Origin of the sequence: Chitinilyticum piscinae, assembly GCF_015223195.1 — a bacterium.
GTDB classification, from domain to species: domain Bacteria; phylum Pseudomonadota; class Gammaproteobacteria; order Burkholderiales; family Chitinibacteraceae; genus Chitinilyticum; species Chitinilyticum piscinae.
Genome location: NZ_JADFUA010000001.1, coordinates 632324 through 657047, shown reverse-complemented (window position 1 = coordinate 657047; position 24724 = coordinate 632324). Strand labels below are relative to the sequence as shown.

Genomic DNA, 24724 nt, shown 5'->3' with positions numbered 1-24724 from the left:
CCGCCCATGCCCGCCTTCATCCCCGTCATCGAGTCGCTGCTCGACACCGATCTGTACAAGTTCACCATGATGCAGGAGATCCTGCACAAGCAGCCGCAGGCGCAGGCGGAGTACGCGTTCAAGTGCCGCAATGTGTCGCAGTATCCGCTCAGCCAGTGCCGCGACGAGATCGACGCGCAGCTTGATCATTTGTGCAGCCTGCGCTTTGCCGAACCGGAGCTGGCGTATCTCGGCGGGCTGCGCTTCATCAAGTCAGATTTCGTCGATTTCCTGCGGCTGTTCCAGTTGCAGCGGCGCTTTATCCATGTGGATGTGGCGGAGAACGGCGAGCTGACGATCCGCGTGCGCGGGCCGATGCTGCATTGCATGCTGTTCGAGATTTATGTGCTGGCCATCGTCAACGAGGTGTATTTCCGGCAGTTCCCGCAAGAAGCCGCGCTGGCCACCGGGCGCGCGAAGCTGGCGGAGAAACTCGCGCAGTTGCGTGACTTTGGCGCAGAGGCGCCGCGCCGCCATCCCTTCGTGTTTTTCGATTTCGGCACGCGGCGGCGCTTTTCGCGCGACTGGCATGCCGAGGTGGTGGCGACGCTGGCTGCCGAGGCGCAGCCGGCGTTTCGCGGCACCAGCAATGTGCTGCTGGCGATGCGCTACGGCCTCACGCCCATCGGCACGATGGCGCACGAGTACCTGCAGGCTTTCCAGAGCTTCGGTTCGCGGCTGCGCGATTTCCAGAAAAACGCGCTGGAGCACTGGGTGCACGAATACCGCGGCGATCTGGGCATCGCGCTGACCGATGTGGTGGGCACCGATGCCTTCCTGCGCGATTTCGACCTGTATTTCTGCAAGCTCTTCGACGGGCTGCGCCACGATTCAGGCGATCCGTTTGCCTGGGGCGAGAAGGTGATCGCGCATTACGAGGCGATGCGCATCGATCCGGCCACCAAGCAGCTGGTGTTCAGCGACGGGCTGAACCTGCCGCGCGCGTTTGCGCTGTATCGCCATTTCGCGGACCGGGCGAAACTGGGCTTTGGCATCGGCACCGATCTCTCCAACGATTGCGGGCACGAGCCGCTGCAGATCGTGATGAAGCTGGTGGCGTGCAACGGCCAGCCGGTGGCGAAGGTGAGCGACACACCGGGCAAGGGCATGTGCGAGGACGTGAATTTCCTCAACTACCTGTGCGATGTGTTCCGGATCGGCACGACGCGCTGATACCCATTTATCTATTGCCGCATATGCCTTTATAAATATGGCCTGCAGGCACATACCCGTTAAGCCACCGGCAGGTACACCGTCAGCCCTGACGATGGCTCGCGAATGCTGGATTCGGCCATGCCAGCCACACATCGCGCAACGCCCACAATCCGGGCTACGGGGCGCCAGCCCCCATCCTGGCTAGGCTTTGCCCATCCCGGTGCCGCGCAGCGTCCGCCAGGCGGTGCATGCGCGATTCGGTCAAATTGCCAGCCCGATCCGGCCATTCCGTCGCGGACGCTGCCGGCTTAGAGTACAGGACATCCGCATACTGACCGGAGTACCACACCCATGCGCACTACCCTGCTTGCGGGCCTGCTGGCCCTGTCCGGCCCGGCACTTGCCGGCGAAAAACTCGTCTCCTACCTGCCCACCTGGAAAGACGCCGCCGCGGTCAAAGCCGCCGGTGAGCGCCTGCCGCAACTCAGCCACGGCATTCTGTCGTTTATCGAGGTGAAGGAGTCTGGCGAGGCCTTCATCCCCGCCGCAACCAAGGCCGGCGCCGAGTCGTGGAAGGAGCAGTTTGCCAAGGCGCGCAAAACCAACCCCGACTTCACCTGCATGTGGGCCATCGGCGGCTGGACCGGCTCGAAGAACATCGCCAAGACCGCGCGTTCCGAGGCTGGCCGCGCGAAGCTGATCGCCTCGTCGATTGCCATCATGCGTGACTGGCAGTGCGGCGGGCTGGATCTGGACTGGGAACACCCGGTGACGGGGGGGGATTACGCGGCCGACGCCAGCGCGGCCGATCTGCAGAACTGGGTCAGCCTGCTGCGCGAATTCCGGGTGGCGCTGGATGCCGCCGGCAAGGCCGACAAGAAGCAGTACGCGCTGACCGCGGCGGTGCCGGCGCTCAACGGTGGCTGGGTACTGCAGGGTTACGATCTGAAGGGCGCGCTGCCCAGCCTCGACTGGGTGAACCTGATGGCCTACGACTACGCTGGCGGCTGGAGCAAGACCACCACGCTGCAGGCCGCGCTGCACCCGGTACCGGGCGATCCGGATGGCCAGGTGCTGGCGATCAGCAAGGCCATCGACTACTACAAATCGCAGGGCGCCAAGCCGCAACAACTGGTGCTGGGCGTGCCCTTCTATGGCCGTGCGCTCGGCAATGTCGCTCCGGGGCCCAAGGGTGACGGGCTGGCCCAGCCAATGTCCGGCCCGGGGCTGAAGGATGCCGGCGGCGATGGCTCGTTCAATTACTTCGAGCTGGGCAAGTATCTGGGCAAAGATGGCTGGACACTCTACCGCAGCAAGGAAGCTGGCAACGCCCCCTACCTGTACCACGCCGGCCGCAAGGAATTGCTGACCTACGATGACCCGGAATCACTGGCCGAGAAGGTGAAATTCGTGAAGGCCCAGCAACTGGGCGGGCTAATGATCTGGGAAATCACCCAGGACGATGCACAACACACCCTGTTTGATAGCCTGATCAGCGGGCTCAAAAACAGCGGCAAATAAATACATGTAATGGTAATGCCATGCAGGTCATGTATAAAAAAGCCTGCATGGGCATACCCACCCTCTGCGCTAGACAGGAGCTCCTCATCAGCTTCTGTTTTACCTCCGGCCCCACTGGGGCCGGCTTTTTGTCAGGCAGACGGGGGCAAGCTCAGGCCGGGCGCACCGGCAAGAGCATGCGGCTCTCGATCCCGGCCAGCGTGAAACGCCACAGCGCGATGTAGGGACGGGACATATCGGCAGTCCAGTACTGCTGCTTTTCCAGCCAGTCCTCGTGCATCCACTGCATCGTGACCGGCTCGTTGTGCGTTTCCAGCACTGCGTACATGCCGCCGGGCAGCGTCTGCGCCACCAGGCTAGGTGGCGGCAGCCCCTGCGCCAGCACGCCGATATCCCCGACAGCATTCTCCGGCGCGATAAAGGCATTGTCCTCGCTGAAAACACCACAACACCAGCTGTCCTCGGGCACCGCACCGCTGCGGAAAACATTACCAAGCAGCGTGTCGCAGAACCGCTCCTGCGCCGGCCCCCACAGCCCGAAAGTCCGGCAGCTCCAGATCGACTGCGCCGCCAGATGCGCCACGCGCACGCGCGGGCCGACATCCCAATGCTGTGCACGCAGCCCCATCCAGAAATCAACGTACGCCTGCATCTCCGGGCTGGGATCGGCAGCCTCCAGTGCCCGCACATGCTGCAGATTCTGCGCCATGACATCGCGCCACGCCCCATGCCGCCAATCGGTCGGCGAGCACCCGAAATAATTGCGGAAGCTGCGCGAGAAGCTGGCGTTGCTGGCAAAGCCGCACTCCTGCGCCAGCTGCAGCAGGCTGGTTCTGTTCTCGTAGCGCACCCGCAACGCCACCCGCTGCAGCCGGCGCTGGCGGACATAATCCATCGGCGTGGTGCCGACGGCATCGCCAAACACGCGCTCGAAATGGTAGGGGGAATAGCAGGCCTGCGCCGCCAGTGCGTTAACGGTTACCTCGTCACCCAGATTGTGATCGAGGTAATGCGTCAGGCGCAGAATGCGCGCCATGCGGTGATCAAGAGGTTCCATGCTGTGGCAGGCCGACATTGGGGGACACTCGCGCAGTTTGCCGGGACGGAAAATACAGCGTTTAACCGATCTTGCGCTTTGCGCCAGCGCTGCGCAAGCCGGGGCAATCGATCGCTCAGGCTCAGCAACGATCATCCCGCGGGCTGGGCTGATGGCTACACCTGCTGATCCACGCTTGCTCAAGCCTGCGGCGGTTAACGCGGCCACCTCGGGCGGCTTCAGCCGCTTGATGCTGTGGCTGTGCGCACACACCGCCACAAACTTACCAGTTGCTTTCTTTTGTTCCGGATAAAATCGCAAGCATCCGGTCCCTGAAGGAAACCACCATGCCCGTTTCAAGCCGCCCTTGCACCATTTCGCTGAACCGCATCCATCTTGCCGGCGCGATCGGACAAGCCCTGCTGGCACTGACGCTTGGCCTGACGCTCGGCTGCGCCACCGCGAACGCCAAATCGATTTCGCAGCGCGCGGCCGATGATGAGGTGACGCACATGTCGCATGATGATCCGGCCATGCGCCGGGCCATGGCCAAAGCGAAAGCCACGCTGGATGACTTTCTGCTGCGGGCCGCCCAACCGGCCAGCGGCACCCACAGCTACGCGCTGAAGGTGGCGATCAGCGATGGGCGCAATACCGAATATTTCTGGTTTGGCGATTTCACGGGCAAGGGCAAGCAGTTCAGCGGCATCCTCAATAACGAGCCGCGACTGATCAAGGGGCTGCGCAGCGGCCAGACGCTCAGCTTCAAGCGCGAACAGATCGTCGACTGGACCTACATGGATGACAAGCAGCACCGCATGTTCGGCAATTTCACGGCCTGCGCACTGCTGACGCGTGAGCCGGCCGAAGAGGCCGCGCAGTTCCAGAAACAGTACGGACTGCAGTGCGACTGATGCGCCACGATCAGCGCAGTGCCCTTGCGACCGGAATCGGCCACGGCCAATGTCTTGATGTCACACAGCCCGGAGTTTGAACATGTTCAGGACCCATACCCTGTTTGCCGCCCTCGCGCTGTCATCCCCGCTGGTACTGGCACAAGACATTCCGACCCGTTTCGGGTCGCTGCAGATCGATGACGAGCACCAGCTGCTGTACAAGAAGCGGCCCTTCAACCCCGAGATCCAGGGCAATAACAGCCTGGATGTACTGGGGATCTACCCGAGCGGCAACCGCGATGTGGTGCTTATTCAGGATAACGGTGGCACCGCCTGCCCGGCCCAGTATTACTTCATCAGCCTGAGCAGCAAGGGCGCGAGCGCCACGTCCTCCTTTGGCACCTGCTCCGATCTGGTTCAAGTGAAACAGGCTGGCGATGCGGTTACGGTCACGATGCCCGGCTTCATGGGCGAGTTTGCCCCCAGGGCAGAACAGCGAAAGGCCGCCAGGGAGAAGCATGTCTTTCTATTCAGGAATGGCGTGCTGACCGAAAACGGGAAAATCGTGCGGTAAACGGCGCCCCCCCCCCCGCCGGCCGCCCCGAATGCCGGACAAGCGCACCGCTTGGCCGGATGTGCCGGCCAAAAAAAAGGCCACCGCGAGGGTGGCCTGAATCTGTGTCTAGGAGAGTTGCAAGCAGCGCTTGCGTTGGAAACCATTATCCCCGGGCAAACCGGCTCTGGCCCGGCACTATTTCCCACAGGCTTTCGGTAAAATTTACCTGCCACCCATGTATAAACCTGCAGCGCATGAATATTGCTGCCTACGCAGCAATACCCTGTGCATGTATGCAATCCAGCAGTCGCTGTGCGCTGTGGCGAGCCTGTTCGGCGCTCACCGCCCAGTGCGTCACCAGCCGCAAGAGGCCGTCTTCCGGCGGGTTGATCTTGATGCCGTCGCGGAGCAAATCCGCCGCCAGCCGTGCGCCATCCAGCGCATCAGGAACACGGCACCAGACCAGATTGATGTCGAGCTGATCGTGCAGCACCGTGATCCCGCACTGCCCGTCGAATAGCCCGGCCAGCAGTCTCGCATTGGCGTGATCCTCCTGCAGGCGCTCGCGCATGTCGGTGAGGCCCAGCAGGCCGGCGGCGGCGAGAATGCCAACTTGGCGCAGGCCACCGCCCAGCAATTTCCGCTTCTTGCGCGCAAGCTCGATAAAGTCACGCGAGCCCAGCAGCAGCGACCCTACCGGCGCGGCCAGGCCTTTCGACAGACACACCATCACCGAATCGGCGCAGGCCGCCAGCGCGGCCGGGTCTTCATTCAGCGCCACCGCCGCATTGAACAGGCGCGCGCCATCCAGATGCACGGCAATGCCTTTTTCATCGGCCAGTCGCCGCACTGCCTGCATGCCGGCCAGTGGCAGCGCGCGACCGTTGGAATGCGCGTTTTCCAGCGCGATCAGCGCAGTTTTCGGCAGATGGATGTCGCCCGGCGGACGGATGCGCGGGCGGATGGCCTCCGCACCCAGCTCGCCGGCCTGCGTGGGCACGGGGCGAAGATTGGCGCCGGCAATCACCGCCGCGGCGCCGACCTCGTGCCAGACCAGATGGGAATCCTCGCCACAGATCACCTCATCACCGGGCTGGCAGTGGGTGAACAGCGCCAGCTGGTTGCCGAACGTGCCGGACGGCACGAACAGCGCCGCGTCCTTCCCCAGCAGCTCGCAGGCCAGTTCTTCGAGGCGCTGCACCGTCGGGTCGTCACCGTACACGTCATCGCCCACCTCGGCCTCGGCCATGGCGCGGCGCATTGCGGGAGTGGGCGGGGTAACGGTGTCGCTGCGCAGGTCGATCCAGTGCATGGGCTGGTCCTCCGGTAAATGGGTTAAGCCGGAGAGCCTAACGCAAGGCTGGCGGCAAGTCAGTCGGGGTTATCGACGACCACTACGGGGCATGGGCGGGCGTCTGGGGGCAAATCCGACCGGGCGGCCGCTGAACCTCGCGGGCGAACGATCACGTTCGGCGCTTTACCCGCCCCTGTTGCCGTGCCATTGCTTACACCCAACTTTTGCGCCAAGATGATCCGCAGGTTCAGAATCGCGCAACAAAAAGCCCTTTTACAGGCTGCTTGCGGGATGGCAGCGCCAGCACACCGCAAGTCGCATGGTGCGACAAACCCAAATTTGCAATGCGTGGGGAAAGCCAATGGCAAAGTATCAGTTTTTCAAGCGGACGGTGGATGGCCAGGATGAGATTCAGCATCTGTGCGTCGAGCAGGAGCACTTTATTGCCCGCCGGGAGCAACTGCTGGCCCAAGGCTTCGACGTTGCTGGCTATATGATCTACGCGCCCAATGAAGCCATCGCGATTGAACGCTTTAATGCCGAAATGGCACTGCCTTTATTGGAAACCGGGGATGGATTGCCTGGTTTCTGGGAGCTGGACTGGTATCGCGAGATTGTCATGAAATGCATACGCGGGAAAATCTAATTCAACAGCCCCGCCATTGCGTTGAGAAAGCGAGAGGAACCAAGCCTCGGTTTTCCCATGCCTGCACATGAACAAAATCGCCGTGGCTGTGCTGGGTTTCGCTGACGCTCAACCCAACCTACCGCGCTGAATTTTCGATCTGATATTTTTTACCACGGAAGGGAGCTGAATGAAATCAAACTCATTAATTCCACTTGTTCTCCAGTCCACCTGTAAATCATGGTCGGAAGGGTCTATTGCAAAATAAACCCCAGAAAAATCACGGGCGCCATCCTCAGAAAACTTCTCGGAGCCCAGAAGAAACCCTTGCTTCTTTCCGGTGATGCTAACCAAAAAATTCTTTGCTCTGCAGGCATTTCCAACTGCAACAGTTATCTGCGCCCCTTTGATTTTTCCATTCAATTTACCGTCTCTTGAATAAATAACGTCCGCATCAGAAATATGCAAAACCACATGCTCAACACTGCCATTTCGCCTTGATGCGCAATATTCTTCAAGACTTCCCCCATATCGATTTAATTTGAAATAAAGCGGATCGACTTTATCTATGGCGATGGAGCTTACAGACGCAAGCACGATCATATTGACTTTTGATAATTGCTCGATGAACGACTGAGGGGGTACTTGCTCTGTCCGAGCAGACAAATTACTGCTAACAATAAGTAAAGATACAACAGCAGCAAATTTTGCCGCCACCACACCATGGTACGCCACATTGTCATAAGAAAAACTAATCTTTCGGCTCATAAGTCACCATGGAAAATTTTCAATCATAAGGAAATAATAAAAGGGAGCATTGCATTGAACATTTATCGTTCCCGCACACTTTCACTCACATGCTGGATCAGCGGGCTCAGCGCGGTAGGTTGGGTTAAGCGCTAGCGAAACCCAACACGTCAGCGGCAATTTCGCGCAAGTGCGACATCAATCCTGCATCGTCACTCGCATCAGCAAACTGGCCCACAGCCCCTTAACACCTCACACGGGTATAAACCTGCAGGCCATGAAATAAAAAGGCTGTAGGCACATACCCGCCACCCAACGAGAATCGGCACACCAGCAACATCGGCCAAGCTGACTCCCCATTCGCCCTCACACCATCCGGTTATCCACCCCCGGCAACTCGTGCGGGGCGATGCGGCTGCGCGTCCAGCCCAGACGGATGGATGCCAACCAGCCGTAGCTGAAGACTTCGTCGTCGATTTCCTTCAGCAGCGGCAGCTCGGGGTCGATGGCTTCGGCACCCATCAGCCAGCGCACGCCTTCGCGGTAGTTGTGGTGGCGGCGATTGCGCTTGTTGCCGTAAATGCCGGCCAGCGCCACCATCGCCTGCGGGTTGCCGCTGTCGGCATCGCGCTGCAGCCCCGGCAGGTAGTCGTCGAGCAGACCGGCCGATTCCAGCCGCGCCATGTAGCCGTAGTAGATGGCGGGCAGATCGGGTTCGTTAAGTTCGATGCCGCGCAGCATGGTTTCGATGGCACCCTTTTCCCAGATTGCGCGCTCGCTCGGGCCTGCCGCCTGCCGGGCGCGCTCGGCGTAGATCAGCTGCAGGTTGTAGGCGGCATGCGCGTAGCCGGCCTCGATGGCACGGCGATAGTAGTCGCAGGCGCGATCCTGGTCGGCGGCAACGCCCAGGCCGTTGTTGTAGTGGTAGCCCAGCGTAACTGCACAGTGCGGATTGTGTTCGCGGTCGCCCATCAGGCATAGCTGCACGACTTCCTCGTGGCGTTCGAACTGCGCCAGATCCTGCGCCAGGGTGCGCCACATGTCATGCCGTGGCGCCCGGGCAAAGACTTCGGCAAACCAGCGCTCGCCGATCGCCAGATCGCGGGCAACGCCATAGCGGCCGGTGCTGGCAAAATGTCCGTAGAGGATGCACGCGCCCACGGTCTTGCGCGCGTGGGCGCTGGCGGCAATCACGCCGGCGATCCATTGCGGATCAAGATCGCACCGCAGCGTGAGCCAGAAGGCGTATTCGATGGCCCATTCGTCTTCCAGCGGGTGAAGTTCGGCGGCTTGCCGCGCATAGGCCACCGCTTCGTCGTAGCGCTTGCGATGGGTGAGGCTGCGCATCAGCCACAGGCATAGTTCCTGGCGGTGATGCGAGTACAGGGCGGCGTCCAGGCGCTCGCGGGTGTAGGCCAGCCAGGATTCGGCATCGTCGTCGTCGGTGTCTTCCTGCAGGAAGTCCTCGTAGAAATCATCGCGCCAGATCTCGTGCAGCAGGCGGTCGCGCTCGACGTCAGTGAGGTGGGCACATTGCGGGGAGGCGACAAAGGCGGCAATGCGCTCGTGGCTGCCGCCCCAGCGCGGCTGCAGGAACCACACATAGCGGCGCAGGATGAAGAAGGCGCGGGGATGAATGCTCAGCGTGGCATGCAGCCAGTAATCCTTGCCGCGCAGCGCCTTTTTGCCCTGATAGGCTTCAGGCAGGGCCACCGGGCGCTGCTGCGGCAGCAGCAGGCGGCTCTCGATGGGAATGCCGGAGCGGGCCAGCATGTCTGTCAGCTCGGCACGGGCGTCGGCCTCGTCCGGTGCCGATAGCGTCAGGGTCGCCTCGCCCTGCCGGCCGGTGTGCAACAGGGTGCGCAGCCAGTCGCTTTCCTCGAACGAGGAGACTCCCTGCAGAATCAGCGCCGGCACCATCCACAGGCTGGGGTCGCGCTCCAGCGCCCGCAGTCCGGCGACAAACATGCGTTCGCTGCAGGCATGCGCGGCCCGCCACATCAGCGGCGTGACCGAGCTGGCCCAGCCGGAGCCGCGATATTCATACGCCCAGTGATACCAGTACCAGCACTCCAGCAGCCAGGCATGCCCCGACTCCGGCAGTGCGTGTTGCCAGGCATGCAGCAGTGCCAGCCCTTCATGCCCCAGCGCCAGCAGCGGCTCGCATTCTTCGTACAGCCAGTCGGTATAGCGTGCCTCGGCATCACGGTCGGCCAGAGCTGCCGCATTGGCCGCACGCAGGCGGCGATCAAGCTCAAGGTATTCGCCCGAACGCAATAATTGCAGCGGGTCTGCAATGGATACAGGAGGGGTGTATTCCGGATAAACCGGCTGATGCAGCGTGGCGGTCGCGGTCGACACAGTGGCCAGGACGGGGGATTCGGTGGTCATGCTCGGCTCAGTTCGCAGTGGCCAGCGCCGGCTCGGCGCGGCAGGGAAGATCGGGGTCCGCTTCGGCTGGCAGCGGCTCGGGGGCAAAGATGGCGGCAGCGGCCCACGGCAGGGTGCGCCAGTTGCTGCCGGCCAGATTCAGGTAGTCCTCGACTTCGAGGCGGGCGCGCTGCGAGGCCGGGCCGCCCTGCCCGGCATGCCGCACCCAGACGGCGCGCGCCCGGGCGTAGGCCATGCCGAAATCGTCCCAGCCGCGGAACACATCCTGTGCCCGCTGTGCGTTCAGGAACAGCACCAGCCAGGCTTCGTCCTGCGGAATCAGCTCCAGCAAGGCCAGACAGCGCACCAGAAAGGCGACCCGCGCACAGTCAAAGGCCAGCGCATCGCGCACCGATTCATGCTCGGCGCAGTGCGCATAGAAGAAATGATGCTCGTCGCTGAAACCGGCCAGCCACAGCCGCAGCAGACGCCGGGCTGCCGCCGGCTGCGCCTCGGCAGACTGCACGGCCAGCCCGCATTCCTGCAAGACGGCGGCCCGCAGCGACGCACGGGCAGCGGGCGCCAAAGGCAGCAGCAAGTCGGCGCTGTCGGTGGGAAGCTGGTTGCGGCGCAGCAGGATGTCGGCCAGCGCCAGGGCCCAGCGGCGCCGGTACTGCGCGGGCAAACCGTCATCCGCCACCGCCGGCTGCGCCGCCGTTGCCGGACGCCCCGGCAGCAAGGCACGCAGCAAACGCCAGATCAGAAACAGCGGGAACAGGGCCAGCACCAGCACGGCGGCCAGCAGCTTGAACAGGGCTTTCATCTCACACCTCCCGCCAGCCAGCCAGCGCGGGCAGGACAATGCCGTCGATCTGCAAGGGCTGGCCGCGACCGTGCAGCCAGTCCTGCCACTCGGCCGGCAGCCCGGCCGTGCCCGCTTCGGCATCCAGCAAGGCCGCCGCCAGCTGCGGCGTGGCCGCCAATGCCGCCTGTTCCGGCGGATCAAAGGGGCGCGCGGTCAGCGCCAGCCACTGCAAGGCCAGCGGCGCCTGTGCCTGCTGGGCCAGCAGGCCGGGATGCCGGCTGAGCACATTGAAGCGCAGCGTTTCATCCGCGGAGGCGAACACGGTTTCCCAGCCGCTGCGCGCGTCCGCCGGGCCGGCCGGCACAATGCCCATGGCCTCGCAGTCATGATGCATCTGGGGGGTAATGCCCAGCAGCCCAAGCAGGGCAAGGACATCCGCCTGATACCTGTGGATCGGCGGTCGATTCTGCTTGCCCTTGAGCTGATCGAGCGTCAGCGTTCCCTTGCTGCAATCGACACTGATCGTCACATGCGGCGTATTGCCGGCGCTGCGCAGGGTAAACAGTCGCAGCTTGCCCGCCGCCGCGGCGCTGGCGTACTGCTCGCCATAGCCGCCGCGCAGGCGCTTGCGATCCTGGAATTGCCCGAGGCAATGCTGCATGTGGAAGGATTCGTAGGCCATTTCCTCGCGCAGGTGCGGGCTTTGCGCGTCAAATTCGAAAAAGGTGCCGGTTTCACCCCGCCACACCTGGCGCAAAGCCAGCCCGCTGCTGGGCACCCAGCCCTTGTTGCGGCGCTTTTGCATGCGCAGGTGTTCTTCTTCCCACAGCGCCAGCGCCTGCATGCAGCTGATGCGCTGCAGCTTGTGCTCCAGCCGCGTGCCGCGCCGTGCCAGCAGGAATTCGCATAATTGCCGCTCGCGCTCCACCAGCAGGATGTGCTCGGGGTCGAGGAAATACACCGCTTCGCCCTGCTGCCACTTTTTCAGCAGCCAGGGCGGGCAGTCCGCGTCGCCGCACAGCTGCCGGTATTGCCCGGCATCGGCCAAGGCCAGCACGCCGTCAAAGCAGCCAATCGACCAGCGGTAGAAATGGTTGAGCAACCAGGCCGTGATTTCGGCATCGTCCCCCCGCGCGGCACTGCGCGCGGCGATGGCAGCCTTGACGGCCGGGGCATTGACGACATCACGGGGCTGGTAGGCTTCAGCCGGCACGGCGGCTGACACGCCCTTGGCATGCGGCAGGGTCATCTCTGGTATCAAGTCACAAAACTGACCAGATATTTACATAAATTGCTCGACCCCTGAATCATTCGCGCCAGTCAGAAGAGAGAAAAGTCACAGCAACCCGCCCCGCCGCTCACCCGCCACGGACATGCGGGGCGGCGCAGAAATCGGGTAAAATCAGCGCTTTGCTTTTTCTGGCGCTCGCACGCGGCGCTGCACGGGGAATTCCATGAGTCTGAAATGCGGTATCGTCGGCCTGCCCAACGTCGGCAAGTCCACCCTCTTCAACGCCTTGACCAAGGCCGGCATCGAAGCCGCCAACTATCCGTTCTGCACCATCGAGCCGAACGTCGGCGTGGTGGAAGTGCCGGATCACCGTCTGGCACAGCTCGCCGAAATCATCAACCCGCAGAAGATCGTGCCGGCCATCGTCGAATTCGTCGACATCGCCGGTCTGGTGGCGGGTGCGTCGAAGGGAGAAGGGCTGGGCAACCAGTTCCTGGCCAATATCCGCGAAACGGATGCGATTGTTAACGTCGTGCGCTGCTTTGAAAACGACAACATCGTGCACGTCGCCGGCCGCATCGACCCGCTGGACGACATCGTCGTGATCGGCACCGAACTGGCGCTGGCCGACCTCGCGACCGTGGAAAAAGCCATCCAGCGCGAAGGCAAGAAGGCCAAATCCGGCGACAAGGAAGCGATCGCGCAGATCAAGGTGCTGGAAAAACTGCTGCCGCACCTGAACGAAGGCCAGCCCGCACGCTCGGCCGGCCTGTCGGACGACGACAAGCTGGCGATCAAATCGCTGTGCCTGTTGACCATCAAGCCGGCGATGTACGTCGCCAACGTCGCCGAAGACGGCTTCAGCAACAATCCGCTGCTGGATCGCGTCAAGGAATTCGCCGCCAAGGAAGGCGCGCCGGTGGTTGCCGTGTGCGCCGCCATCGAGTCGGAAATCGCCGAACTGGATGACGCCGACAAGACCGAATTCCTCGCCGAACTGGGTCTGGAAGAACCGGGTCTGAACCGCCTGATCCGCGCCGGCTTTGATCTGCTGGGCCTGCAGACCTACTTCACCGCCGGCGTGAAGGAAGTGCGCGCCTGGACCATCCACAAGGGCGACACCGCCCCGCAGGCCGCCGGCGTGATCCACACCGATTTCGAGCGCGGCTTCATCCGCGCGCAGACCATTTCCTTCGACGACTTCATCCAGTACAAGGGCGAACAGGGTGCCAAGGAAGCCGGCAAGATGCGCGCTGAAGGCAAGGAATACGTAGTGAAGGACGGTGACGTGCTGAACTTCCTGTTCAACGTCTAAGCCAGGGTATCTGCCTGTAGCCTTTTTGCCAGTTTGGCTACAGCCAAATACCCACAAAAGCCCCGCTGTGCGGGGCTTTTTCATGGCGGCCGCCCAGAGAATATTGACGGGTATGTGAACCCGGCCATTGCAGACAAATGGCTTCCGCCTTATACAGTGGCTTGTATCTACAGCAAGGAAATGCACGATGCGCTGCCTGCCCCTCTTCCTGTTCGCACTGGCTGCGCCCGCCTTCGCGGTTCTGCCGGATGTGCAGGATGGCGATCTGGTGTTTCATACTTCGCGCTCGACGCAGAGCCTGGCGGTGCAGCGGGGGACGGGCTCGAAGTACAGCCACATGGGCATGGTGTTTCTGAAGCACGGCCAGCCCTATGTGCTGGAGGCGGTAAGCACGGTGCGCTATACGCCGCTGGCGCAGTGGGCGGCGCGCGGCAGCAATGGCCATCTGGAGGTGAAGCGACTGGCTGACGGGCTAAGCCCGGCACAGGCCACGCGGCTGCGTACCGAGGCCGAGCGCTATCTCGGCAAGCCCTACGACTTGACCTTCGAATGGTCGGATCAGCGCATCTATTGCTCCGAGCTGGTGTGGAAAAGCTACGAGCGTGCGCTGGGCATCCGCATCGGCGAAACACAGCGCCTGCGCGATTTCCGGCTCGATGATCCGGTGGTCGCCGCCAAGCTGCGCGAGCGCTATGGCCAGGCGATGCCGCTGGATGAAACGGTGATTTCGCCGGTGGCGATGTTCGAATCCGGCAAACTGCGCAGCGTGCGCTGATGCCTGAGGCGGTATCTGGCGAGGCACTCAGGGCAGCTGCAGCGGCTGCGTTTCCAGATAGCGCACAATCGCGCCCGGTGCTTCGCCAAAGTGCCGGGTGAAACGCCGCGAGAAGCTGGATATTTCGGCATAGCCAACCAGCGCGGCAACCTCGCCGACGTTACCGCGCCGCTGGAGCAGCAGGTCACGCGCGCGGCGCATGCGCCGGGCGACGATTTCATCACGCGGGGAATGCCCGAGAACCGCGACGCAGAGCCGGTGGAACTGCGAACTGCTCACCCCCCATTCGGCCGCCAGCTCGTCCACCCGCCAGTCCCGTGCCGGGTCGCCGTCGATACGGGCGAACAAGGTATCCAGCCGGCTGCGCTGCGGATGCGTGGCATCGGGCTCAAGGCAGCGCTGCAGCAGGCCGGTAAGCAGCGCCAGTGCGGCGCTGGATTGCGGGCGGGCATGCAGCGGCCGGCGTGCTTCGCCCGCCAGCAGCGCCGCGGCCATATACAGCTCGCTGCTGTCCGGACAGGGGCTCACGCCGGGCTGGGGCTGATCAAGCTGGGGCCAGCGTTCGTCCGGTTGCAGCAGATACCAGCTGAAGCGCCAGCTGGCGATGCTCGGGTCGCGCTCGAGACCACTGCGGCTGCCGGCGGGCAGAATTGCCATCTGGCCGGCTTGCAGCCGCAGGCGTTCCTCGCCCGCCAGCACCCAGCCGCTACCCGAATCGCAGCACACCAGCACATGGAATGGCGCGCCATCGCGTTCAACCCGGTAATGATGCGTGATGTCGGACACCCCGAGCAGCAGGATGCCAAAACCCTGCAAGGCCGGCAGGCAGGGGTGGAAATACACGCGGCCGCCCACACTGCGCTGGCGATTGGCCGGGTCGACGTCGAATTGCTCCAGATAGATGGCACTCATGCAGCTTGGCCACTCCCCAGCCCGGCATCATGATGGGCTCAAAGCTTACGCCTGTACGTGGTTTATTTGCCAGCTATCCATCCTGTCTGCTGCGCGATTCGGTCAAGATGCAACGCCTGATTATGCCATTCTCATCCCCGCAGGCCGTCGCTACAGTCCATGCACGGGCATCGACCCGCCGCAACGACAAACTGCGCCCATGAGCGCACGCAATTCTGGAGGATGGACAATGAATCGATTCTGGCAGGGGCTGGCAGTGACGGCCGGCCTGAGTTTACTGGCCGGGTTGGCCGGTGCCGCGGACTGGGATGCCAACCGCACGTATCAGAAGGACGACACGGTCAGCCATCAGGGACGCAACTGGCAGGCACAGTGGTGGAACCGCAATGAAGTGCCGGGCAAGGCTGCCGGTGCCTGGGCGGAAATCCTGCCCGAAGGCCAGCTCGCCTGGCTGAGCACGCGAGCCTACACCAGCGGCGCCGAAGTCGACTACGCCGGCAAACGCTACCGCGCCCGCTGGTGGACGCAGGGTGAGGAGCCCGGCCAGCGCGAGGTATGGCTGCTGCTGGGTGATGCCGAGCCGGTCATCACCGGGCTGGCCGCGGTTCGCAGCGCGGGGCGGGTGCTGCGCGACGGCGAGCAGCTCGCCTACAGCTGGCCGGGCGTCTATTTCGACGGGCGCTTCCGTGGCGGCAGCATCGGCCTGCAGTTCGATGATGCGCAGAACCGCTTCGACGTACTGATCGACGGCAAGGTGGTGCAGGAAGTGGTCAATCCGGGCAAGAGCACGGTATGGATCAATGGCCTTCTGGCCGGGGAACACCGCATCCGGGTCGCCAAGCGCACCGAATCCACGCAAAGCAGTGGCCGGTTCCTGGGCTTTGTCGCCGGTACGGGCAGCAAGCTGCTCACACCTCCACCGGCGGCCAAACGCCAGATCGAATATATCGGCGATTCGCTGACCGTCGGCTATGGCAACAGCAGCGGCAAGCGCGAATGCACCGAGGCGGAAATCAGCGCCACCACCAATGCCAACCTGAGCTTCGGCGCGCTGGCCGCAGCAAAATTCGGGGCGGATTATCAGCTGAATGCCTATTCCGGGCTGGGCATGATCCGCAACTACGATGGCAATCTCTACCCGACCAATTACCGCAGTTATTACCCGCGCACACTGCTGAATGACAGCGCCAGCGTGTGGCAGAACGACGGCAGCTGGAAACCGCAGCTGGTGGTGATCGGGCTGGGAGCCAATGATTTCAATACTCCGGTGAAGCCGGGCGAGCCGTGGACCACGGCCAGCCGCAAGGCAGGCTACAAGGAGTCCTACCACGCCTTCCTCGATCAGCTGCGCCAGCAGTACGGCAAGGACGCGCAGCTGGTGCTGAGCGCGACCAGCCTGTGGCAGGCCGATGACTTCATCCCGGCGGTGCAAGAGATCGCCGCCGAACGTCGCGCAGCGGGCGACAGCAAGGTCGTGGCGTTGGTGTATGGCGGGCTGGATTTCATGGGCTGCCAGTGGCATCCCTCGCTGGCCGACCATCAGCGCATTGCCGATCAACTGGGTGACGTAGTGAAACAGACCAATCTCGGCTGGTAAATACAAGCAGCCCCATATGCCGCAAAGCCATGCCAATCAATGGCTTTGCGGCCATACGCGGCTAGTCATTCAGGTAATGCCGGCGCAGCTGCAGGATCGCACCATCACGCTCCAGTTCCTTGAAGGCGGTTTCAAACCGGCGGAACAGCTCCGGATCAACACGGCTATTGAAGGCAAAATAGCAGCCGCTGCCTTTCTGCAACGGGTAAACGCTGACCAGCTCGCCGGCGGGCAAGCCCACCTGGCGCGCCTGATAGGCGTAGCTGAGCAGAATACCCGAGGCCAGATCGAAGCGTTCGGCATAGAGCATGCGGATGACACTGGCCGAAGGCGGGGCGCGGCGCAACTGGCCGGCCGGGAACCCCAGCCGGCTCAGCGTTTCGAAATCGGCACCCGCGGTTGGAATCCCCACGGTATAGCGGAACGCGTCTTCCAGCTTGCCAATCTGGATGTCCTGGCGCTTCTTCAGTTTGATCAGCGCAATATCGCAGGCATCGATCGGCCCCACCCAGCGATAGGTATTCTCGCGCTGCGGGGTGCGCACGGTCGTGAACAGGATGCTGTTGGCATCCATGGCATTTTCATTGACGGCCCGTTGCCAGGGCAGAAAGGACATCTGGATATCGAGATTGGCGCGCTGGGCAACCATGCGCAGCAACTCGACGGAAATCCCCGATTCCTGCTGTTCCTGCAGGTAATTGAACGGGGGGAAATTCTCGGTGTAGGCGCGCAGATCGGCGGCGGCCGCGGCACTGGCGCTCCCGACCAACAGCAGTGTCATCCCCAGGCCTGCCAGTAAATGCTGCATGATGAGTCCTCCGTCAGCCATTCCGTTTCAGCATTGCACAGGCGTTGCAGACCTGCCAGCCGCCGAGGCGATCAGTGGCAGGCAGCGGCATGGTAGACTTCGGCCGCCGTTTTACCGAGTCCTGCCATGAATTACGCTCCGCCCGCCGATACCGGCCTTGATCTGGTGTATGCCGACGACCATCTGGTGGTGGTCAACAAGCCGGCCGGCCTGCTCTCCGTTCCCGGTCGCGGCGAGCACAAGCTGGATTGCATGGTGGCGCGCGTGCAGGCCGAGTTTCCCGACGCGCTGACGGTACACCGGCTGGACATGGATACCTCGGGCCTGCTGGTTTACGGCCGCGGCGCTGCAATGCAGCGCGCACTGTCGATCCTGTTCATGGATCGCCATGTCGACAAGCGCTACGTCGCGCTGGCCGAAGGCCGGCTGCCGCAGGATTCGGGCAGCATCGACCTGCCGCTGAACGTCGACTGGCCGAATCGCCCGAAACACCGGGTCGATTTCGAGGAGGGCAAGCCCTCGCTCACCCGCTTCGAGGTGCTGGCGTACGACGCCGCACTGGACGCCACCCGTGTGGCGCTGGAGCCGGTCACCGGCCGCTCGCACCAGCTGCGCGTGCACCTGCTGGCCATCGGCCACCCGATTCTGGGCGACACGCTGTATGCAAGCCCCGCCGGACTGGCAAAGTCGCCCCGGCTGTGCCTGCATGCCGAATATCTGGCGCTGCCGCATCCGGTCTCGGGTGAACGGCTGGCGTGGGAACGCACGGCGAACTTCTGAAATAAATAAGGGTATTGGTCTGCAGGCCTTTTTTCATAGAGGCTACAGAGCAATACCCTTTGGCTTTGCACCATTCGATGGTGCCGGCGGCATCAGTGAGGATGTGCCGAAATGTAGGCGTTACGGTGATACGCGGCGGAGCTGACACCCTGCGGGCTGCGGAAGGTGACCTGCACCTGACGGCCTGTGGCGTCAATCGCCAGTACTTCAAAACGAACGGTCTGGCCGTTCAGTTCCTGGGCGAAGCAGTCGCCCGGCTGTAAATCACGAATAATCAATTTTTTACCTTAAACAACGATCAGCGGCGCGGTGTGAACCCGCCCGGTATCGGCCCGGTGGCATAGCGGAATGTAATCCGCCCTTTGCTCAGATCATAGGGCGACATTTCGACCTTGACCTTGTCACCTTCCAGTACACGGATGCGGTTGGTTTTCATCTTGCCGGATGCGTAGGCGAGGATTTCCACGCCGTTATCCAGCATTACGCGAAAGCGCGATTCGGGCAGTACTTCCTTGACCACCCCTTCAAATTCGATACCTTCTTCTTTGGCCATGTCGGCGCTCCGCTGGTGCCAGCCCTTCGGCGGCACGGTTTTGAACAACACATGATCCGCACAAGCCGGCAAACGGCAAGGCAGAAGCACGCGGCAATGGGCCTGGTATGACAGCACGCCGGATGAGGAAGCCGGTCAAACAAGCTCGGGAGCATCAAGGGAAGCGCTTTCGCGTGAGGTCGAAAGGCGGGCCGAAGCGGCGGAGGGGCTTGTGGAACTGCGATCAGGCATTGGCTCGCCGGCAACACCAGCAGAAACCAACCGCGCAGCATACCGGAAAACCACAAAGTACAAAGGTTTATTTTGCCACATCCCGACGAACGGCAAGACAGAAAACCCTGTGCTCCGCTGCCACAGCACGGCGGCTCGGTTTACAATGGCCGTTTGCGCGGTTGTCCATGACCGCATCACCGTTTCAAAAGGGAGCATCTGCATGAGCCGTACTGTCCACTGTATCAAGCTGGGTCGCGACGCCGAAGGTCTGGATTTCCCGCCGCTGCCGGGCGAGCTGGGCAAGAAACTCTTCGACAGCGTGTCCAAGGAAGCCTGGCAGGCCTGGGTGAAGCACCAGACCATGCTGATCAACGAAAACCGCCTGAATCTGGCTGATCCGCGTGCCCGCCAGTATCTGCAGCAACAGCTGGAAAACTACTTCTTCGGTGCCGGTGCCGACGCCATCGCCGGCTTTGTGCCACCGAGCAACTAAGAACTGTCATCATCAGGCCGCATCATGCGGCCTGATTCGTCTGTGCCTGCCGCGTCTGCAGACTGCCTGAACCGACAAGAACGAGAAAACGATGCCCATGACTTACAAACCCGCCGACAACCAGTTGCTGCTCAACCGCGAGCTGGGCCTGCTGGAATTCAACCGCCGCGTGCTGGCACAGGCCGAAGACGACAGCAACCCGCTGCTGGAGCGCCTGAAATTCATCTGCATCGTATCGAGCAACCTCGACGAGTTCTTCGAAGTCCGCATCGCCTGGCTGAAGGAGAGCATGCGTCACAATCCCACGCGCCTGCTGCCTGAAGGCCTGACCGCCCAGCAGGTCAGTGAGCTGGTGGCCCGCGAGGCGCATGATCTGGTCGAGCGGCAGTATCGCCTGTTGCGCGAAGTGATGTTCCCGGCGCTGGCACAGGAAGGCATCCATTTCTTCCGCCGCAGCGTGTGGAATGACACCCAGCGCGAGTGGGTGCGGGATTTCTTCTTCCGCGAGCTGATGCCCATCCTGACCCCGATCGGGCTCGATCCTTCGCATCCTTTCCCGCGCCTGCTGAACAAGTCGCTGAACTTCATCGTCGAGCTGGAAGGCCGCGATGCCTTCGGCCGCAACTCCGGCATTGCCATCGTGCAGGCGCCACGCGTGCTGCCGCGCTTCGTGAAGATGCCCAAGGAAATCAGCGGCGTCGACCATGGCTTCGTCTTCCTGTCGTCCATCCTGCACGCGCACGTCGATGAACTGTTCATGGGCATGAATGCGCTGGGCTGCTACCAGTTCCGCCTGACCCGCGATTCCGACCTGTCCGTGGATGATGACGAGGTGAAGGATCTGCGCGCTGCGCTGGAAGGCGAACTGTCGCAGCGTCCCTTCGGCGATGCGGTGCGCCTGGAAGTCGCCGACAACTGCCCGAAACACCTGCAGGATTTCCTGCGCGAGCAGTTCGGGCTGGAAGAAATGGACATCTTCCGCGTCAACGGCCCGGTGAATCTGGTGCGGCTGATGCAGGTACCCGATCAGGTCGACCGCCCGGATCTGAAATTCGCCCCCTTCTTCCCCGGCCTGCCGCCCGAGCTGAAAAAGCAGACCGACCTGTTTGCCGCCATCCGTCACGGTGACGTGCTGCTGCATCACCCCTACCAGAGCTTCACCCCGGTGGTTGACCTGCTGCTGCAGGCTGCCCGCGATCCGCATGTGGTGGCCATCAAGATGACGGTGTACCGCACCGGCAGCGAATCAGCGCTGATGGATGCCCTGCTGGAAGCGGCCGTGCGCGGCAAGGAAGTCACCGTCGTGGTCGAACTGATGGCACGCTTCGACGAAGAAGCCAACATCAACTGGGCCGCGAAGCTCGAGCGCGCCGGCGCGCACGTCGTGTATGGTGTCTATGGCTACAAGACCCACGCCAAGATGCTGCTGATCGTCCGCCGCGAGGAAGGGCGGCTGCGCCGCTACGCCCACGTCGGCACCGGCAACTATCACCCGCGCACCGCCAAGCTCTACACCGATTTCGGCCTGATGACGGTCGATGAGGACATCACCGGCGATGTCAACGATGTCTTCATGCAGCTGACCGGTCTGGGGCAGGCCGGCGACCACCAGGCGCTGTGGCAGTCGCCGTTCACGCTGCAGCCCAGCCTGGTGCGCGCCATCGAGCGCGAGATCACCCACGCCAAGGCGGGCAAGAAAGCCATCATCATCGCCAAGATGAATGCCTTGCTGGAGCCGTCGATCATTGATCGGCTGTACGAGGCATCCAGTGCCGGCGTCACGATTCACCTGATCGTGCGTGGCGTCTGCGCGCTGCGGCCGGGTCTGCCGGGCATCTCGGAGAACATCAAGGTGCGCTCGATCATCGGCCGCTTCCTCGAGCATCATCGCGTGTTCTACTTCTTCAACGACGGCGCCGAGGATGTGTATCTCTCCAGCGCGGACTGGATGGGCCGCAACCTGTTCCGCCGCATCGAGATCGCCTTCCCGGTGAAAAACCCGAAGATCAAACGCCGCGTGATCCGCGAATCGCTGCGCCCCTTCCTGGTCGACAACACTCAGGCCTGGGAAATGCAATCCGATGGCCGCTATCGCCGCAAGGTCACCCGCGGCAGCAAGGCGCGCAGCGCCCAGCAAATGATGCTGGCCGAGTTGGGCTCGCAACTGACCGTTTAAGGGGGCGACATGGACCTGATCCTGTGGCGGCACGCCGAAGCTGAAGAGACGGCCAGCACCGATCTGGCCCGAGCCCTGACCGGCAAGGGCAGGAAGCAGGCAAGCCGGATGGCCAAATGGCTACGCACGCAGCTGGCCGGCCGCGACGCCGATGTCGTGCTCTACGCCAGCCAGGCGCGGCGCAGCCAGGAAACCGCCAACGCGCTGGGCTGGCCGGTCAGCATTGATGCACGGCTCAATCCGGACAGCGCCAGCGCGGCGCGGGTGCTGGAAACCAGCCAGTGGCCGCAGGGCGGCGACAAGGTGGTCATCATTGTCGGGCACCAGCCGATGCTGGGGCGCACCGCCAGCCTGCTGCTGGGCGGCGTCGAACAGGAAACCAGCGTGAAAAAAGGCGGCATCTGGTGGTTCCAGCGCCGGGAGCGTGACGGGGAAATCGACTTCCTGCTCAAGGCCATGGTTGCTCCCGACCTGCTGGCAGGCCTCGAAGAGTAGGCCCATACCCAACAAGGGATAAGGCCGGAAATCTTATAAATAAAAAGCCAGGGCACAATACCCTGGCTTTTTATTTCGCAGCCCGATCATGCTAGCCAATGCATGGCTTACTTGCCGACCTTCTTGTAGGTGTGCGGCCAGATCAGCTTTTTCATCGCGTTATCCAGTTGTTCCCACTGGCGCGGGCAATAATCGGCGCGGCTTTGCGGCAGATAGCCATCCTTGACCAGGAAATCGGCTTCCTTGGGGTATTTCGCGTAGGTGTAGCACAGCATGTTGAAATAGCGCTGTTCATGCAGCGGATGCACATCCGAGAACGTTCCGAACTGGTAGTCATTGGTTTCACCGAATTTCGGGTTCTTGCGCATGAAGTAGAACTTGGCCCCCTTCAGCAGCTTTTTCAGCTCTTCCGGTTCGCTGTTGTTCAGCGAGTAATACAGCGCTACCGCATCGGCAGCGTTCTCCTCGTCGGTGAAAATCGGCACCTTGAACACATCGATGATGGCGTGCGTCAGTTCGTGACGGAACAGGAAGATCGCCGCGTGAACCGCCACATCGCGGCGATACTCGGCGGAATAGTCCGTCAGCTGCTCTTCGGACTTGTCATGCAGATCCTTGAAAATCTCGTAGCACATGACAATCCGGCTCTGCCCGGGATAGTACATTGCATTCACTTCACCGCATTCCATGGTCTCCAGGGTGAAGTCTCCCGGCCATTTCAGCAATTTCACGGTGGGCTTGACCTGATCCAGGGCATTGCGCGATTTCAGCAGCTCGTAATAGGGCTTGAGCTCTTCGCTTTGCGGTGGCGTGTACTTGGTAATCACATTGGCGGCAAAACTCAGCGAAGGCAGCAGCATGGCGCCGAGCAGCCAGTGTTTGATCTTCATGACGCGACTCTCCTTGACCTGAAAGTGTCTCTGGCATTACCAGATTTATAAATTATGGCTGGAAACGGAAAAAAAGCGGGAAGCCACGCTCCCCGCTTTTGCATTGCCACAGGCTGCCACAGTGATCATTCATCGCTGCGGCACACCGGTTTACTTGACCGGTGCGACAGCCTTGTCGTTGCCGCCTTCACCTTTCAGCGGCTTCTTGGCCTTGTCCTGGTCGCTGTGGGCTTCGCCCTTCAGCGGCTTGGTGGCCTTGTCGTTGCCGCCTTCACCCTTCAGCGGAGCGGTGGCCTTGTCATTGCCGCCTTCGCCCTTCACCGGCTTGACAGCCTTGTCGTTGCCACCTTCGCCCTTCATCGGCTTGGCAGCCTTGTCATTGCCACCTTCACCCTTCATTGGCTTGGCAGCCTTGTCATTGCCACCTTCACCCTTCATCGGAGCTGTGGCCTTGTCATTGCCGCCTTCACCCTTCATCGGAGCGGTGGCCTTGTCATTGCCGCCTTCACCCTTCATCGGCTTGGTGGCCTTGTCGTTGCCGCCTTCACCCTTCATCGGAGCGGTGGCCTTGTCATTGCCGCCCTCGCCCTTCATCGGCTTCTTGGCTTTGTCCTGATCGCTATGACCTTCACCCTTCAGCGGCTTCTTGGCCTTGTCCTGATCACTGTGGGCTTCGCCCTTCAGCGGTGCGGTTGCCTTGTCGTTACCACCTTCGCCCTTGACGGCCGATGCATTGGCCGCAAAAACAGAAACAGAAGCCATCGCGAACATGGCGGCAAGCAGCATACTCAGTTTTTTCATGACTAAACTCCTTGATAATGATTTTCAATTTACAAATCGGCAGGGTTTAACTGAAAGCTTGGCTTGCCAGTTTCCTACGGCAAGCCAATTGACCAACCACGCCCGATTAAAGCAACGAAGTAAGCATAGCTGAATCAATTTGGCTTGGACAGTCAGACAAACTATACCCGCCAACTCTGCTCCCATTTTTCCACACTCGCGCCGGCGGACTCCGACCGAAACCCGCAGGCGTATCCCGCCAAAGAAGGCTGCACGGTGTGATGGGTGAAACGATGGTATGCCCGCACCCATTTGGCATACAGGTAATTGTGCCGCTATTTGCCCGCAAAAATACCGTCGCGCATTTGGTGTGCGGTCCTAGTAATGCGGCGGAATTTCCTGCTGCGGCAGGTTGCGCGGGCCGAGTTCGAGCAGGCGGATATGTCCCTGCATCTCGGCCAGCAGATGCTGCAGGCGCGTCAGCTGCAACTGCTGCTGCGCGACCGTTGCATTCAGCGTATCCAGCAGCTCATCCTGCAGCGCCAGGCGGATTTCCAGCTCGGTGATGCGATCTTCCATACACACTACTCCAGAAAACTTGTTGTCTCTTCCATGACAAGGATACCGTCTGCAGCTACAGGCTGCCCGGCCTGCGTGTTGCA

Annotated in this window: 24 protein-coding genes and 1 pseudogene; 12 read left to right on the top strand and 13 right to left on the bottom strand. The window is 62.0% G+C overall.

All coding sequences use genetic code 11. The annotated features are described in order from the left end of the window. The first annotated feature begins 6 nt into the window (after positions 1 to 6). Both pncB and INR99_RS02980 read left to right on the top strand, forming a co-directional pair. Entirely contained in the window at positions 7 to 1212 is a 1206-nt protein-coding gene (gene pncB / locus INR99_RS02985; RefSeq protein ID WP_194114796.1) for a nicotinate phosphoribosyltransferase, read from the top strand. Between the two features lie 333 nt (positions 1213 to 1545). Further along, positions 1546 to 2715, top strand: a complete 1170-nt coding sequence (locus INR99_RS02980) for a glycoside hydrolase family 18 protein (RefSeq protein WP_194114795.1) — start codon at positions 1546 to 1548, stop codon at positions 2713 to 2715. Between the two features lie 151 nt (positions 2716 to 2866). Here the strand turns inward: INR99_RS02980 and INR99_RS02975 are convergent, their stop codons facing one another. Continuing rightward, complete coding sequence (locus INR99_RS02975) at positions 2867 to 3772, bottom strand: helix-turn-helix domain-containing protein (RefSeq protein WP_228098038.1); 906 nt, start codon at positions 3770 to 3772, stop codon at positions 2867 to 2869. A gap of 326 nt (positions 3773 to 4098) precedes the next feature. Here INR99_RS02975 and INR99_RS02970 point away from each other — a divergent pair, with 326 nt between their 5' ends. Further along, a complete protein-coding gene (locus INR99_RS02970; protein WP_194114793.1) occupies positions 4099 to 4665 on the top strand; it encodes a YegJ family protein in 567 nt (188 codons plus the stop codon). Between the two features lie 82 nt (positions 4666 to 4747). After that, positions 4748 to 5221 carry a hypothetical protein gene (locus tag INR99_RS02965; protein ID WP_194114792.1) on the top strand — a complete coding sequence of 158 codons (474 nt, stop codon included), beginning with the start codon at positions 4748 to 4750 and terminating at the stop codon, positions 5219 to 5221. Between the two features lie 250 nt (positions 5222 to 5471). Here the strand turns inward: INR99_RS02965 and INR99_RS02960 are convergent, their stop codons facing one another. Continuing rightward, on the bottom strand, positions 5472 to 6515 hold the full coding sequence (locus INR99_RS02960; RefSeq protein WP_194114791.1) for a threonine aldolase family protein: 1044 nt from the start codon (positions 6513 to 6515) through the stop codon (positions 5472 to 5474). A gap of 343 nt (positions 6516 to 6858) precedes the next feature. Here INR99_RS02960 and INR99_RS02955 point away from each other — a divergent pair, with 343 nt between their 5' ends. Beyond that, on the top strand, positions 6859 to 7143 hold the full coding sequence (locus INR99_RS02955; protein ID WP_194114790.1) for a hypothetical protein: 285 nt from the start codon (positions 6859 to 6861) through the stop codon (positions 7141 to 7143). Between the two features lie 108 nt (positions 7144 to 7251). Here the strand turns inward: INR99_RS02955 and INR99_RS02950 are convergent, their stop codons facing one another. From INR99_RS02950 to INR99_RS02935, 4 genes are all read right to left on the bottom strand, one after another. Then, the gene (locus tag INR99_RS02950) at positions 7252 to 7890 is read right to left on the bottom strand and encodes a hypothetical protein (RefSeq protein WP_194114789.1); all 639 of its coding nucleotides are present in this window, start codon (positions 7888 to 7890) and stop codon (positions 7252 to 7254) included. Between the two features lie 345 nt (positions 7891 to 8235). Further along, positions 8236 to 10260 (bottom strand): DUF4034 domain-containing protein, encoded by a 2025-nt coding sequence (locus INR99_RS02945; RefSeq protein ID WP_194114788.1) that lies wholly within the window; start codon positions 10258 to 10260, stop codon positions 8236 to 8238. 7 nt (positions 10261 to 10267) lie between these two features. Next, positions 10268 to 11062 (bottom strand): DUF1266 domain-containing protein, encoded by a 795-nt coding sequence (locus tag INR99_RS02940; protein WP_194114787.1) that lies wholly within the window; start codon positions 11060 to 11062, stop codon positions 10268 to 10270. A gap of 1 nt (position 11063) precedes the next feature. Beyond that, the gene (locus INR99_RS02935) at positions 11064 to 12293 is read right to left on the bottom strand and encodes a hypothetical protein (protein ID WP_194114786.1); all 1230 of its coding nucleotides are present in this window, start codon (positions 12291 to 12293) and stop codon (positions 11064 to 11066) included. Between the two features lie 205 nt (positions 12294 to 12498). Here INR99_RS02935 and ychF point away from each other — a divergent pair, with 205 nt between their 5' ends. Together ychF and INR99_RS02925 are read left to right on the top strand one after the other, a co-directional pair. Then, the gene (gene ychF, locus INR99_RS02930) at positions 12499 to 13590 is read left to right on the top strand and encodes a redox-regulated ATPase YchF (RefSeq protein ID WP_194114785.1); all 1092 of its coding nucleotides are present in this window, start codon (positions 12499 to 12501) and stop codon (positions 13588 to 13590) included. 187 nt (positions 13591 to 13777) lie between these two features. Next, complete coding sequence (locus INR99_RS02925) at positions 13778 to 14365, top strand: YiiX family permuted papain-like enzyme (RefSeq protein WP_194114784.1); 588 nt, start codon at positions 13778 to 13780, stop codon at positions 14363 to 14365. 27 nt (positions 14366 to 14392) lie between these two features. Here the strand turns inward: INR99_RS02925 and INR99_RS02920 are convergent, their stop codons facing one another. After that, entirely contained in the window at positions 14393 to 15277 is an 885-nt protein-coding gene (locus INR99_RS02920) for a helix-turn-helix transcriptional regulator (RefSeq protein ID WP_194114783.1), read from the bottom strand. Between the two features lie 229 nt (positions 15278 to 15506). Between INR99_RS02920 and INR99_RS02915 the strand changes: the two genes are divergently transcribed. Further along, the gene (locus INR99_RS02915; RefSeq protein ID WP_194114782.1) at positions 15507 to 16874 is read left to right on the top strand and encodes a carbohydrate-binding protein; all 1368 of its coding nucleotides are present in this window, start codon (positions 15507 to 15509) and stop codon (positions 16872 to 16874) included. A 61-nt stretch (positions 16875 to 16935) separates the two neighbouring features. Here INR99_RS02915 and INR99_RS02910 read toward each other — a convergent pair whose 3' ends face one another. Further along, positions 16936 to 17682 (bottom strand): substrate-binding periplasmic protein, encoded by a 747-nt coding sequence (locus INR99_RS02910; RefSeq protein WP_194114781.1) that lies wholly within the window; start codon positions 17680 to 17682, stop codon positions 16936 to 16938. Positions 17683 to 17808: 126 nt separating this feature from the next. Between INR99_RS02910 and INR99_RS02905 the strand changes: the two genes are divergently transcribed. After that, the gene (locus INR99_RS02905) at positions 17809 to 18462 is read left to right on the top strand and encodes a pseudouridine synthase (RefSeq protein ID WP_194114780.1); all 654 of its coding nucleotides are present in this window, start codon (positions 17809 to 17811) and stop codon (positions 18460 to 18462) included. Positions 18463 to 18554: 92 nt separating this feature from the next. Here INR99_RS02905 and INR99_RS02900 read toward each other — a convergent pair whose 3' ends face one another. After that, the gene (locus tag INR99_RS02900; protein WP_194114779.1) at positions 18555 to 18740 is read right to left on the bottom strand and encodes a hypothetical protein; all 186 of its coding nucleotides are present in this window, start codon (positions 18738 to 18740) and stop codon (positions 18555 to 18557) included. A gap of 20 nt (positions 18741 to 18760) precedes the next feature. Next, a complete protein-coding gene (infA, locus tag INR99_RS02895) occupies positions 18761 to 19015 on the bottom strand; it encodes a translation initiation factor IF-1 (protein WP_194114778.1) in 255 nt (84 codons plus the stop codon). A 433-nt stretch (positions 19016 to 19448) separates the two neighbouring features. Between infA and INR99_RS02890 the strand changes: the two genes are divergently transcribed. The 3 genes and pseudogenes from INR99_RS02890 to INR99_RS02880 all read left to right on the top strand — a co-directional run bounded on the left by INR99_RS02890 (position 19449) and on the right by INR99_RS02880 (position 22392). Beyond that, positions 19449 to 19721, top strand: coding sequence for an oxidative damage protection protein (locus tag INR99_RS02890; protein ID WP_194114777.1), 273 nt, complete (start codon positions 19449 to 19451; stop codon positions 19719 to 19721). 88 nt (positions 19722 to 19809) lie between these two features. Continuing rightward, positions 19810 to 21897, top strand: a pseudogene (ppk1, locus tag INR99_RS02885) (polyphosphate kinase 1); the annotation flags it as partial. 9 nt (positions 21898 to 21906) lie between these two features. Beyond that, complete coding sequence (locus INR99_RS02880) at positions 21907 to 22392, top strand: SixA phosphatase family protein (RefSeq protein WP_194114776.1); 486 nt, start codon at positions 21907 to 21909, stop codon at positions 22390 to 22392. Between the two features lie 107 nt (positions 22393 to 22499). On the opposite strand, the gene INR99_RS02875 is transcribed toward INR99_RS02880, so the two are convergent. The 3 genes from INR99_RS02875 to INR99_RS02865 all read right to left on the bottom strand — a co-directional run bounded on the left by INR99_RS02875 (position 22500) and on the right by INR99_RS02865 (position 24641). Next, on the bottom strand, positions 22500 to 23282 hold the full coding sequence (locus INR99_RS02875) for a DUF4344 domain-containing metallopeptidase (RefSeq protein WP_194114775.1): 783 nt from the start codon (positions 23280 to 23282) through the stop codon (positions 22500 to 22502). Positions 23283 to 23432: 150 nt separating this feature from the next. Next, on the bottom strand, positions 23433 to 24083 hold the full coding sequence (locus tag INR99_RS02870) for a hypothetical protein (RefSeq protein WP_194114774.1): 651 nt from the start codon (positions 24081 to 24083) through the stop codon (positions 23433 to 23435). Between the two features lie 357 nt (positions 24084 to 24440). Then, on the bottom strand, positions 24441 to 24641 hold the full coding sequence (locus tag INR99_RS02865; RefSeq protein ID WP_194114773.1) for a SlyX family protein: 201 nt from the start codon (positions 24639 to 24641) through the stop codon (positions 24441 to 24443). Between the last annotated feature and the right edge of the window lie 83 nt (positions 24642 to 24724).

Bases quoted from the DNA above. Each gene is read 5' to 3' on its own strand.
- pncB (WP_194114796.1), top strand. From the start codon at position 7: ATGCCCGCCTTCATCCCCGTCATCGAGTCGCTGCTCGACACCGATCTG.
- INR99_RS02940 (WP_194114787.1), bottom strand. From the start codon at position 11,062: ATGAAAGCCCTGTTCAAGCTGCTGGCCGCCGTGCTGGTGCTGGCCCTG.
- INR99_RS02980 (WP_194114795.1), top strand. From the start codon at position 1,546: ATGCGCACTACCCTGCTTGCGGGCCTGCTGGCCCTGTCCGGCCCGGCA.
- infA (WP_194114778.1), bottom strand. From the start codon at position 19,015: ATGGCCAAAGAAGAAGGTATCGAATTTGAAGGGGTGGTCAAGGAAGTA.
- INR99_RS02865 (WP_194114773.1), bottom strand. From the start codon at position 24,641: ATGGAAGATCGCATCACCGAGCTGGAAATCCGCCTGGCGCTGCAGGAT.
- INR99_RS02910 (WP_194114781.1), bottom strand. From the start codon at position 17,682: ATGCAGCATTTACTGGCAGGCCTGGGGATGACACTGCTGTTGGTCGGG.
- INR99_RS02965 (WP_194114792.1), top strand. From the start codon at position 4,748: ATGTTCAGGACCCATACCCTGTTTGCCGCCCTCGCGCTGTCATCCCCG.
- INR99_RS02925 (WP_194114784.1), top strand. From the start codon at position 13,778: ATGCGCTGCCTGCCCCTCTTCCTGTTCGCACTGGCTGCGCCCGCCTTC.
- INR99_RS02950 (WP_194114789.1), bottom strand. From the start codon at position 7,890: ATGAGCCGAAAGATTAGTTTTTCTTATGACAATGTGGCGTACCATGGT.
- INR99_RS02945 (WP_194114788.1), bottom strand. From the start codon at position 10,260: ATGACCACCGAATCCCCCGTCCTGGCCACTGTGTCGACCGCGACCGCC.
- INR99_RS02880 (WP_194114776.1), top strand. From the start codon at position 21,907: ATGGACCTGATCCTGTGGCGGCACGCCGAAGCTGAAGAGACGGCCAGC.
- INR99_RS02915 (WP_194114782.1), top strand. From the start codon at position 15,507: ATGAATCGATTCTGGCAGGGGCTGGCAGTGACGGCCGGCCTGAGTTTA.
- ychF (WP_194114785.1), top strand. From the start codon at position 12,499: ATGAGTCTGAAATGCGGTATCGTCGGCCTGCCCAACGTCGGCAAGTCC.
- INR99_RS02975 (WP_228098038.1), bottom strand. From the start codon at position 3,772: ATGGAACCTCTTGATCACCGCATGGCGCGCATTCTGCGCCTGACGCAT.
- INR99_RS02870 (WP_194114774.1), bottom strand. From the start codon at position 24,083: ATGAAAAAACTGAGTATGCTGCTTGCCGCCATGTTCGCGATGGCTTCT.
- INR99_RS02920 (WP_194114783.1), bottom strand. From the start codon at position 15,277: ATGAGTGCCATCTATCTGGAGCAATTCGACGTCGACCCGGCCAATCGC.
- INR99_RS02890 (WP_194114777.1), top strand. From the start codon at position 19,449: ATGAGCCGTACTGTCCACTGTATCAAGCTGGGTCGCGACGCCGAAGGT.
- INR99_RS02955 (WP_194114790.1), top strand. From the start codon at position 6,859: ATGGCAAAGTATCAGTTTTTCAAGCGGACGGTGGATGGCCAGGATGAG.
- INR99_RS02935 (WP_194114786.1), bottom strand. From the start codon at position 12,293: ATGACCCTGCCGCATGCCAAGGGCGTGTCAGCCGCCGTGCCGGCTGAA.
- INR99_RS02905 (WP_194114780.1), top strand. From the start codon at position 17,809: ATGAATTACGCTCCGCCCGCCGATACCGGCCTTGATCTGGTGTATGCC.
- INR99_RS02875 (WP_194114775.1), bottom strand. From the start codon at position 23,282: ATGAAGATCAAACACTGGCTGCTCGGCGCCATGCTGCTGCCTTCGCTG.
- INR99_RS02960 (WP_194114791.1), bottom strand. From the start codon at position 6,515: ATGCACTGGATCGACCTGCGCAGCGACACCGTTACCCCGCCCACTCCC.
- INR99_RS02970 (WP_194114793.1), top strand. From the start codon at position 4,099: ATGCCCGTTTCAAGCCGCCCTTGCACCATTTCGCTGAACCGCATCCAT.